The sequence below is a fragment of the Selenomonas sp. genome (assembly GCF_052169755.1).
Lineage (GTDB): Bacteria > Bacillota > Negativicutes > Selenomonadales > Selenomonadaceae > Selenomonas.
The window spans coordinates 1-10,213 of record NZ_JBQNBV010000074.1 but is presented as its reverse complement, the minus strand read 5'-3'; the positions used below and the strand labels follow the sequence as shown (position 1 = coordinate 10,213).

General features: G+C 59.1%; 11 protein-coding genes. 2 read left to right on the top strand and 9 right to left on the bottom strand.

Annotation, left to right across the window (positions count from 1 at the left end):
• Window positions 1-565 (top strand): winged helix-turn-helix domain-containing protein (locus tag ACTTKG_RS06540; protein ID WP_442673430.1); only part of this gene is annotated, 565 nt, incomplete at its 5' end.
• A gap of 152 nt (window positions 566-717) precedes the next feature.
• On the top strand, window positions 718-1,740 hold the full coding sequence (locus tag ACTTKG_RS06535; RefSeq protein ID WP_442673429.1) for a nuclease: 1,023 nt from the start codon (window positions 718-720) through the stop codon (window positions 1,738-1,740).
• A 110-nt stretch (window positions 1,741-1,850) separates the two neighbouring features.
• Here the strand turns inward: ACTTKG_RS06535 and ACTTKG_RS06530 are convergent, their stop codons facing one another.
• The 9 genes from ACTTKG_RS06530 to ACTTKG_RS06490 form a co-directional block, all read right to left on the bottom strand.
• Window positions 1,851-3,272 (bottom strand): NADH-quinone oxidoreductase subunit N, encoded by a 1,422-nt coding sequence (locus ACTTKG_RS06530; RefSeq protein ID WP_442673428.1) that lies wholly within the window; start codon window positions 3,270-3,272, stop codon window positions 1,851-1,853.
• A 2-nt stretch (window positions 3,273-3,274) separates the two neighbouring features.
• The gene (locus tag ACTTKG_RS06525) at window positions 3,275-4,801 is read right to left on the bottom strand and encodes a complex I subunit 4 family protein (protein ID WP_442673427.1); all 1,527 of its coding nucleotides are present in this window, start codon (window positions 4,799-4,801) and stop codon (window positions 3,275-3,277) included.
• A complete protein-coding gene (gene nuoL / locus ACTTKG_RS06520) occupies window positions 4,801-6,702 on the bottom strand; it encodes an NADH-quinone oxidoreductase subunit L (protein ID WP_442673426.1) in 1,902 nt (633 codons plus the stop codon). Before nuoL ends, ACTTKG_RS06525 begins: the two co-directional genes overlap by 1 nt.
• Before the next feature lie 11 nt (window positions 6,703-6,713).
• Complete coding sequence (gene nuoK, locus ACTTKG_RS06515) at window positions 6,714-7,025, bottom strand: NADH-quinone oxidoreductase subunit NuoK (protein ID WP_442673425.1); 312 nt, start codon at window positions 7,023-7,025, stop codon at window positions 6,714-6,716.
• On the bottom strand, window positions 7,022-7,525 hold the full coding sequence (locus tag ACTTKG_RS06510; RefSeq protein ID WP_442673424.1) for an NADH-quinone oxidoreductase subunit J family protein: 504 nt from the start codon (window positions 7,523-7,525) through the stop codon (window positions 7,022-7,024). Before ACTTKG_RS06510 ends, nuoK begins: the two co-directional genes overlap by 4 nt.
• Window positions 7,518-7,913, bottom strand: a complete 396-nt coding sequence (locus tag ACTTKG_RS06505; protein WP_442673423.1) for a 4Fe-4S dicluster domain-containing protein — start codon at window positions 7,911-7,913, stop codon at window positions 7,518-7,520. Before ACTTKG_RS06505 ends, ACTTKG_RS06510 begins: the two co-directional genes overlap by 8 nt.
• Window positions 7,914-7,958: 45 nt before the next feature.
• Complete coding sequence (nuoH, locus tag ACTTKG_RS06500) at window positions 7,959-8,996, bottom strand: NADH-quinone oxidoreductase subunit NuoH (protein WP_442673422.1); 1,038 nt, start codon at window positions 8,994-8,996, stop codon at window positions 7,959-7,961.
• A 12-nt stretch (window positions 8,997-9,008) separates the two neighbouring features.
• A complete protein-coding gene (locus ACTTKG_RS06495) occupies window positions 9,009-10,106 on the bottom strand; it encodes an NADH-quinone oxidoreductase subunit D (protein WP_442673421.1) in 1,098 nt (365 codons plus the stop codon).
• A partial coding sequence (locus tag ACTTKG_RS06490; protein ID WP_442673431.1) for an NADH-quinone oxidoreductase subunit C occupies window positions 10,079-10,213 on the bottom strand: 135 nt, incomplete at its 5' end. The genes ACTTKG_RS06490 and ACTTKG_RS06495, both read right to left, overlap by 28 nt.

Below are 10,213 nucleotides of genomic sequence, written 5' to 3'. Positions count from 1 at the left end.
CCTCATCCTGCTCGACCTCATGCTGCCAAACACGGACGGCTTCTCCATCTGCCGCGCCATCCGTCGGGAAAAAGATACGCCGATCCTCATGGTATCGGCGCGACAGGAAGAAATCGACAAAATCCGAGGGCTTGGACTCGGCGCCGACGACTACATCGTCAAGCCCTTCAGCCCCAATGAACTCACGGCTCGTGTCAAGGCGCATATCGCACGCTACGAGCGGCTCACACAAAAGACGGTGCAGCAGTCGGACAGCATCTTTACGGGTGGTCTGGAAATCCGTCCCAAAGCGCGGCGCGTCTTCACGGACGGCAAAGAAGTCAGCCTCACGCGCCGCGAGTTCGATCTGCTGCTCTTCTTCGCCGAGCATCCCGGCATCGCTTTCAGCAAAGACAAGCTCTTCGACCGCATCTGGGGCATGGATGCCCTCGGCGACACGGCGACCGTCATGGTTCACATCAACCGCATCCGCGAAAAGATCGAGCCGAATCCCGCCGAGCCCATCTACATCGAAACCGTTTGGGGCATCGGCTACCGCTTTTGCGGCGATGCGCACAAAGGTTGATCTGAAACATGCGTAAAACGCATGAGGAAACAAAGAAAGAGCTGCCGCACCGTCACAGCAGTTCCTTCCGTATTCTGTCAGCCGCAAAAATCCTGAAAATCTGGCAAATCCATCTGAATCATGCTATGATAGAGATAAAGGAGTGGTCTTGCATGACGTCATCGCCAAGCTTCACGCTTGAGGATTTGCTGCTCGGCTATGCGAATCCCGCCTACGACCAGCACGCCAAGCGTCTGCTCGCACAAAAGGACGTCGTGGCGCGAATCCTCAAAGGCGTCGTTCCCGAATTTCATCATATCGATCTGGCGACCATCGCCAACCAATGCATCGAAGGCGAGCCAGAGATCGGCGCCATTCCCGTCGACATGGACAAGACGAATGCTGCCAGGCAGATGCCAAAAGAGCTTCGCGGCGACAATACGGAGAGCGCCAGCCCCACCGAAGGCTGGATTCGCTTCGACATCCTGTTCCACGCAATAGTGCCTCAGTCAGGCGAAAGGATCACTTTGATCGTCAACATCGAGGCGCAAAAAACGCAGTCGCACAGCCGCCTCGGCTACGCATTGCTGCGGCGAGCCATATACTATGCCTGCCGCTTGATTTCTTCCCAAAAGGAAACGGAGTTTACCAAATCGAACTATGACGATATCAAAAAGGTATATTCCATCTGGATCTGCATGGATGCTCCCGACGAGAAAAGCGCCATCAACGTCTATGATATGCAGGAGCGGCATCTTCTGCATATCACAAAAGCAGAAAAAAACCATTACGACTTGCTGAGCATCATCATGATCTACCTTGGCGCAGACAATTCCAGCAATGATCTCATCCGTTTTCTGAATGTCTTATTCCGCGACGCAGCAAAATCTGCGGCAGAAAAGAAGAAAATTCTCGAATCCGAATTCGACCTGGATATTTCGAGCGATATGGAAAAGGAGATGAACACCATGTGCAATTTGAGCGAAGGCATCTTCGAACAAGGCATCGTACAGGGCATTGAGCAGGGGCGTGAGCAAGGCATCGCGCAGGGACGCGAGCAGGGCATCGCGCAGGGCGAATCGGGCATGATCCTTTCCATGCTCAGAAAAGGCTATGACCTCACAAGCATCGCTGATATATCCCAATGGTCAATCAACAAGATTGAGCAGCTGGCAAAAGCGCATCATCTGCTGTAAGACTGCCCACCCTCTGCGCCCCCGTCTTATCCCCGTTTTCTCAACCTCTTTCCCACGACAAGCAAAACAGCCCTGCGGCTTGTGCCGCAGGGCTGTTTTTTCCTCATCCGTCAAAAGAACGTCGCTGCCACGAAATTCGTCAGGTTCGCCAAGGGTTCCGGATAGACGCCGAGGGCGAGCGTCAGGGCAACGCTCACGAGGACGCAGGCGCGAAGTGCGCCGGAGATCTCCACGGGAGTTTTCGGCCCTTCGCCGAGGTACATCGCCTTGACGACGAGCAGATAGTAGTAGACGGAGATCATCGACATGATGAAGCCGACGAAGGCGAGCCAGAGGCCGCCTTGATCGACGACCGCCGTGAAGAGGTAGAGCTTGCCCGCGAAGCCTGCCGTCGGCGGAATGCCCGCCATCGAGAGAAGCGAGATCGTCAAGACGGCGGCGAGGACGGGCGCGGTTTTCGCAAGTCCCGCGACATTCGCCATGTCGGGTTTGCCGCGCTGCGCCTCGACGGCGGTCAGCACGGCAAACGCGCCGATGTTCGCAAACGCATAGAGCGCGAGGTAGAAGAGCAGCGCTTTCATGCCCGCCGCATCCGCCGCGACGACGCCGACGAGCATATAGCCGACCTGCGCGATGGAAGAATATGCGAGCATGCGCTTCACGTCGTCCTGCACGATTGCCATGACATTGCCGCCGACCATCGAGAGCGCGGCCAGCCCTGCGAGAATCGAGAGCCATGTGCCGCCCAGCGGCGGGAACACCGTCAAGACGAGCCGCAGGAGCACGGCGAACGCCGCCGCCTTCGACCCCATAGCGAGGAGCGCCGCGACAGGCGCGGGCGCACCCTCATAGACATCGGGCGCCCACATGTGGAACGGGATCATCGACAGCTTGAAAAAGAGTCCGGCAAAAACGAGCGCCATGCCGACGATGCCGAGCGGCGTGAAGAGCCGCAGGCTGTCGGCAACCGCCGCAAAGCGCAGGCTGCCCGCCGCGCCGTAGAGGAGACTCACGCCGAAAAAGAGGATCGCGGATGCCGCCGCGCCCAAGACGAGGTACTTGATCGCCGCTTCACTCGACAGCGCGTCGCGCTGCCGAAGCCCGACGAAGATATAGAAGGAAATCGTCATCAGCTCCAGCCCGACATACATCGTGAGGAAGTCGTTCGCCGAAGCCATGACGCACATGCCGAGCACCGAAAAGACAAGGATCGCATAGAACTCGGCGCGAGAGCGCAGAAGCCTTTCGACATAGTCGCTCGAAAACAGCACGACGAGCGCCGAACTCACAAGAAAGATCTGCTTGAAAAACACGGCATAATTGTCCACGAGGTAAAGCCCCGCATAGAATGCAGAAGCTTCGCCGCCGCGATAGAAGGAAAAGCCGTAGCCGAAGAGCGCGAGAAGCGCGACGACCGAAATCGCCGCAAGGCTCGTGCGCGGCTCCTTCTTCGGCAGCAGCACACCCATCGCCAGAAAGAGCAGGGCGAGTGCGAGAAGACCAAGCTCGATGCCGATTGCTGAAAAATCCATGCTCAGTCCCCCCCTAAAAAGAAGCCGATTTGGCTCAACTGGTCAAGCATCGGCTGCAGCGGCTCCGTCCCCGTCGAAATCAGCCCCAGAAGGAGATGCGGGAACACGCCGAAGCCCACGAGCGCCGCGCCCAAGAGCACGAGCGGCATAAGCTCCGCGCCGTGCATATCGCGGTACGCGTCAAACTTCTTGTCCGCCGGGCCGAACAGCACCTTGGCGAGAAGCCGCAGCACATAGAGCGCCGTGAAGATGATGCCCGCGATGGCAAGCACCGCAAGCAGCGGGAACTCTGCGAAAACGCCGACGAAGATCGTGAACTCCGGCACGAAGCCGATGAGCCCCGGCAGCCCCAAAGACGCCATGCCCGCAAGCATGAAGCCCGTCGCAAGACGCGGCATCTGATAGGCAAGCCCCTTGAGGTCGTCCACCGTGCGAAGATGCGTCTTTTCATAAATGAAGCCGATCATCGCGAAGAAGAGTGCGCTCATCACGCCGTGCGCCACCATATTGGCGACCGCGCCCGAAACGCTGACGACGTTCAGCGCCGCGAAGCCCAAGAGCACATAGCCCATGTGCGACACCGACGAGTAGCCGACGACATACTTCAAGTCCTTCTGCACGAGCGCGATGTAAGCGGCATAGAGCACGTTGCACATCGCGAGGAAGGCGATCAAAGGCGCCCAAAATTTCGCGCCCAGAGGCAGCACGAGCAGCCCGATGCGGATAAGACCGTAGCCGCCGATTTTCTTCAAGACGCCCGCATGGATCATCGATACCGCCGTCGGTGCGCCCGCATAGCCGTCGGGCGACCAGCTGTGGAACGGGAACATCGAGAGCAGCGAGCCGAACCCGATGAGGAGCAGGAGGAACGCGCCGATCTGGAAGCCCGGGCTGAAGTGTCCCGCCTGCGCCGCGAGCGCGAGCATCTGCATGTCGAACGTGCGGCTGCCCGCAGGGAACGCCGTGAGGTAGAGCCAGACGACGCCGACGAGCAGGAACGCCGAGCCGAGCAGCAGGTAGATCGTCAGTTTCATGCCCGCGTATTCCTTCGTCACGCGCTTCGTCGAGCCGAAGAGGATGACGAGAATATAGATCGGGATGACGACGACCTCGTAACACAAGAGGAAAATAAAGAGATCGTTCGCGACGAACGTCCCCGTGACGCCCGTGATCAGCACGAGAAGCAAGATGAAAAACTCCTTCGAGCGCTCCTTGACATGCCACGAGGAAAAGACCGCCGAAATGCCGATCAGCTCCGTCAAGAAGAGCAGCGGAAGCGAGATGCCGTCAACGCCGAGCGCGTAGGAAACGCCGAGATCGGTGATCCACGGCACGCGCTCCGTATACTGCATACCGTCCGCCGCGAGGTCATAGCCGAAGTACGCCCAAACGGAAAGAACAAAGGAAAACGTCATGGCGGCAGCCGCCACGATGCGAATGGCAGAGCGCGACTCACGGCTCAAAAAGCACAGGAGAAACGCCGCCGCCAAAGGCGTGAGCAGGATGACCGACAACACGGGAAAGTCCATCAGAAGCCACCTCCCACGAAAAGGACGCCGCCTGCACAGTAAACGCCCAAGAGCGCGAGCAGCGCCGCGCCGACGAGGACGACCGTCGCATAAAACTGCGTCTGCCCCGTTTCAAAGAACGACAAGACGCCGCTCAAGAAGCGCACAAAAAGCGCGAGCATATTCACAAGACCGTCCACGATATAGAGATCGATCCAATAGAAGACCTTGCCGCAGCCGTCCACAAAGAGCCTGCGGAATCCCGCATACATCTCGTCGATGTAATATTTGTGATAACTCAGCTTGTAAAAAATGCCGAGCCTTTCCGCAATCCGATCGGCAGAAACGACCTGCTTCACATAGACGAGATACGCGATGAGGAGCGCGAGAAGCGTCAAAGCGGTCGATACCCCCGCCACCATCGGATCGATCGCCCCCGCGTGCGCGTGTCCGTAGTAGACCCACGAGCCGAAGCCCCACGCATACCCGAGGAAGCCGCTCGTCACGGCGAGCGCCGCGAGGATGAGGAGCGGCAGACGCATCCACCAGCCGGCTTCGTGCGCATGGTACGCCGCGCCCGTGCGGCAGTCGCCCAAGAACGCGACGAAAAGCAGACGCGCCATGTAGAGCGCCGTCATAAAGGCGGTGATCGTCGCCAGAACGTAGAGCGGCGTTGAAACTTCCGCCGCCGCGAAAAGAATCTCATCTTTCGAGAAGAATCCCGCGAAAGGCGGCAGCCCTGCGATGGCAAGCACGCCGATCGTCATCGCCGCGAACGTCCACGGCATCTTCTTCCGAAGGCCGCCCATGCGGAAGATGTCCGCCTCGTCCGCGAGCGCGTGCATGACAGCGCCCGCCGAGAGGAACAGGAGCGCCTTGAAAAATGCGTGCGTCATGAGATGGAACATCGAAGCCGTCAGAGAGCCGACGCCGAGCGCGAGCATCATGTAGCCGAGCTGACTGACCGTCGAATAGGCGAGGATGCGCTTGATCTCGCGCTGCGTCAAGGCGATGCTCGCGGCGAAAATCGCCGTCGCGCCGCCGACCCATGCGATCAAGTTCATGAGGAAGGGCGAAGCCGCGAAGATGAAGTAGGCGCGCGCGACGAGGTAGACGCCCGCGACGACCATCGTCGCCGCATGAATGAGCGCAGAAACGGGCGTCGGGCCTTCCATCGCATCGGGCAGCCAGACGTGCAGCGGGAATTGACCCGATTTTCCAATCGGCCCGATGAAGATGAGGAATCCCGCGACGGTCAAAAATACCGTGCCGAGCGTCAAGACCTCAAGCGGCACGAGCATACGAAGATTTAAGAAGTCGAGCGTGCCGAAGTGAATCTGCAAGAGAAGGATCCCCAAGAGCAGACCGAAATCGCCGACGCGCGTCGTGATGAACGCCTTCTTCGCGGCTTCTCTCGCCGATACGCGCTGATAGTAGAAGCCGATCAAAAGGTACGAACAAAGCCCGACGCCCTCCCAAAAGACGTAGAGCTGCAGGAAGTTCGATGCAAGCACAAGACCCAGCATCGACGCGACGAAAAGCGAGATGAACGCGAAGAAGCGCCCCATGCCGGGATCGTCCTTCATGTAGCCGACGGAATAAATCGCAATGCAAAGCGCGACCGTCGTGACGACAAAGAGCATCATCGCCGTGATGGGATCGACGAGCACGCCCATCTCTAAGACAAGACTGCCGACCGTCGCCCAAACGACTTTTGTGACATAGGGCGCTTCCACCGTGATCGGCGTGGAGAGAACCGCCGCGATCACACCGCCCGAAAGCACGAAACTCGCAGCGATTGCCGTGACCGCGATCGCCGCCGCAAGGCGCCCCAGCGCACGCAAAAAACCTGCGAGGACGAAAGCGATGCCCGGCAAAAGCGGTATGAGCCACGCATGATGCAAGGCGAATGAGGAAAACATCGTGCCACCCCCTAGCCTTTCATGCGCTGCAGCGCATCGAGCGAAATCGTATGGCTGTCATGGTAAATGCGGAAGGCGAGCGCAAGCCCCACGGCGATCTCCGCCGCGCCGACCATCATCGAAAAGATGGCCAAGAGCTGCCCTTCGAGCGCATCGACCGGCAAAAAGCGGTTGAACGCGACGAGATTCAGATTCGCCGCATTCAGCATCAGCTCAATGCTCATGAGCACGACGATGAGATTTCTCTTTTGGATGAGTCCGAAAAGACCGATGGAAAAGAGGATTGCCGCCAGTATGAGATAATGCAGGAGACCTACGCTCATTGTCCTTCCTCCTTTGCCAAAACAATCGCGCCGACGAGAGCCGCCAAAAGGAGCGTCGCCGCCAGCTCGAAGGTCATCACATACTCGCCGAGCATGAGATCGGCGAGTTTTTCTATCGAATTGCCGACAGGCGCATCCATGACCTCCGCGAAAGGCGTCACATAGACGGCGGAAAAGACGACGGCGAAAAACAGCGCGGCGGCGACGGGCGCGGCGAACCATCGCGCGTTGTCGGGACTCGTTTCCTCACCCGGCGCATGGCGCGTGAGCATGACGCCCAAGACGATGAGCACGGCGACGCCGCCCGCATAGATCATGAGCTGCGCCGCGCCGAGGAAGTCCGCGCCGAGCTTGAAGTAGAGGCACGCGACGCCGATGAACGTGACCGTCATGAGAAGCGCCGCATGTACGAGCTTCTTCGCGAGCACGACGCCGAGCGCCCCCGCGACCGTAACGGCTGCGAGGAGGTAAAAGACGACCTCTCCCAAAAAATCACTCATGCGGCTCGCCCCCCCTCTTTTTTTCTTCTTCCACCGCATCATACTTCATATCTTCCTTGAAATACGATGCGATGGCAAAATCCCTGTCCCAGTGAATCGCCTTCGGCGGGCAGACCTCGACGCATATCCCGCAGTAGATGCAGCGTCCGATGTCGTGCCAATACGCCGCCATGTGACGCTTCTTCGCCTCGTCCGTCACGACGGAGAGATCGAGCGCCGCATTCGGACAGCTCATCGCACACAGGCGACACGAGATGCACTTCTTCGTTTCCAATACCAGATGCCCGCCGCGAAAACGCTCGGTCATCGGAATCTTTTCCTCGGGATAAGAAACGGTTTCCTTCTTGCCCCAGAGATGACCCCACGTCACGCCAAGGCCTTTAGCCAATCCTTTGCCCCACAAAGTTCCTCACTCCTTTCGCCGAAGCGCCGCTTAAAACATCTGCCAGAGCATCATGCCGACGCCCGTCAAAAGGACATTGAGCATCGCCGCAGGCAGAAGGAGCTTCCAGCCGAAAGCGATCTGATGGTCGATGCGAAAGCGCGGAAACGTCCAGCCGACCCATTGGAACACGACGATCATGATGAGCGCCTTGAGGAAAAACCAGAAGATGCCCGGCAAAAACGCCGGCCCCTGCCAGCCGCCCAAGAAGAGCGTCGTCACGAGAATGGCGATAGAAAGGAGGTTCGCGAACTCCGCGAGGAAAAACAGCGCCCAGCGCATACCGCTGTACTCCGTGAAAGGGCCGGCGATGATCTCCGACTCACCCTCCAAGAGGTTGAACGGCGGACGATTGCTCTCGGCGATCATGCAGATGAAGACGATGAGAAACGCGAGCGGCTGCTTGAAGATGTACCAGCAGTCCGCCTGCGCTTCGACGATGCGGCTCATGTCCAAGGAGCCCGTGAGCATGACGACGCCCATGAGCGCGAAGCCGAGCGGCAGCTCGTACGTCAGAAGCTGCGCGACGGCGCGCATGGAGCCGATGAGACCGTACTTGCTGTTCGACGCGAAGCCGCCCATGAAAAAGGGCAGCACCGCCTGCGCCGAAATGGCGAGCAGGAGGAAGAGGCCGATGTTCACATCGGCGAAGACGACGCCCGCATCGAACGGATAAAAGGCGTAGATGAGCGCCGCCGGCACGAAGACGAGGATCGGCGACAGGCTCCAAAGAATACGATCGGCGCCGTCCGGCATGATGTCCTCTTTGCCCATGAGCTTCAACGCATCCGACACGGGCTGCAAAAGCCCGCCCGGCCCCACGCGGTTCGGCCCCAAGCGCACTTGGATAAACGCGCAGACCTTGCGCTCACCGAAGGTAAAGACGAGCGCCGCATTCATGACGACCATCAAGAGGACGGCGATGCCGAGAAACGTCATGACGACCTCGGCGAGAAAAGCGTCGCCGAGCGCACCCGTCAAAAACAGGCGCAGCTCGTTGATATATGCATAAACGATGCCCGTTTCCATCGTTTCACCCCCTCAGCAATCGACCTCGCCCATCAGCGGGTCGAGCGTCGAATAAACGACAACAGAATCGGCGATCAGTGCGCCGCGGCACAAGGGATCGAGCGCCTGCAAATTCACGAAGGACGGCCGCCGAATATGCACGCGGTAGGGCTTCGCCGTGCCGTCGCTCACGATGTAGAAGCCCAGCTCGCCGCGCGTGTTCTCGACGCGGTGATAGACCGAGCCTTTCGGCGGACGAAGATTCGGGGAAACGACCTTGCGGCACGAGCCTTCGGGCATCTCCCGCAGCGCCTGCCGGATGATCTTCGCGCTCTCGCCGATCTCCTTCAAGCGCACCTCGTAACGATCCCAGTCGTCGCCCTGCGTACCGACAGGCACCTCGAAGTCGAGGCGGTCATAGACGCTGTACGGCTCGACGCGGCGAATGTCATAGGCGATACCCGTCGCACGCAAGTTCGCGCCCGAGAGCGACAGCGCCTTCGCTTCCTCCGCCGTCATGGGCGAAACGCCCTTCATACGCGCATAGAAAATCTCGTTGCCCGTGATCAGACGGTCGTACTCGTCGAGCATTTCAGGCACATAGTCGAGAAACGCCTGCGTCTTTTCTATGAACTCCGGCGTTGCGTCATAGGCGACGCCGCCCAAGCGAATATAGCTCGTTGACATGCGTGCGCCGCAGATCAGATCAAAGAGATCGAGCACCTTCTCGCGGTCGCGAAATGCGTAGATGAATGCCGTCGCTGCGCCGAGATCATTGAGCAGCGTGCCGAGAAAGACGAGGTGGCTCGCGATGCGGTTCAGCTCCGCCGCGATGACGCGCAGATACTCGGCGCGAAGCGGCACGCGGATGCCGGCGAGCTTCTCCACCGCCGTACACCATGCGAGGTTGTTGTTCATCGAAGACACATAATCGAGCTTATCCGTATAGGGCAGGCATTGGGCATACGTGCGCGACTCCATGAGCTTTTCAATGCCGCGATGGAGATAGCCGAGAATCGGCGTCGCACGCTCGATGCGCTCGCCCGAAAGCTCCAGCTCGACTTGCAGCACGCCATGCGTACTCGGGTGCTGCGGCCCCATGTTTAGGATGTAGGTGCTTTTTCCAGCCATACGAGCTTACCTCCCTCCATTTTCGGCACGGGCGCGATAAAATCCTTGCGCAAAGGATGCGCCGGATAGTTGTCCGGCATCAAGATGTGCCGAAGATCGGGATGCCC

What these genes read in the sequence shown, in the direction of transcription:
- ACTTKG_RS06525 (WP_442673427.1), bottom strand. Translation starts at nt 4,801, where the DNA reads ATGGACTTTCCCGTGTTGTCGGTCATCCTGCTCACGCCTTTGGCGGCG.
- ACTTKG_RS06530 (WP_442673428.1), bottom strand. Translation starts at nt 3,272, where the DNA reads ATGGATTTTTCAGCAATCGGCATCGAGCTTGGTCTTCTCGCACTCGCC.
- ACTTKG_RS06495 (WP_442673421.1), bottom strand. Translation starts at nt 10,106, where the DNA reads ATGGCTGGAAAAAGCACCTACATCCTAAACATGGGGCCGCAGCACCCG.
- ACTTKG_RS06535 (WP_442673429.1), top strand. Translation starts at nt 718, where the DNA reads ATGACGTCATCGCCAAGCTTCACGCTTGAGGATTTGCTGCTCGGCTAT.
- nuoH (WP_442673422.1), bottom strand. Translation starts at nt 8,996, where the DNA reads ATGGAAACGGGCATCGTTTATGCATATATCAACGAGCTGCGCCTGTTT.
- ACTTKG_RS06510 (WP_442673424.1), bottom strand. Translation starts at nt 7,525, where the DNA reads ATGAGTGATTTTTTGGGAGAGGTCGTCTTTTACCTCCTCGCAGCCGTT.
- nuoL (WP_442673426.1), bottom strand. Translation starts at nt 6,702, where the DNA reads ATGTTTTCCTCATTCGCCTTGCATCATGCGTGGCTCATACCGCTTTTG.
- nuoK (WP_442673425.1), bottom strand. Translation starts at nt 7,025, where the DNA reads ATGAGCGTAGGTCTCCTGCATTATCTCATACTGGCGGCAATCCTCTTT.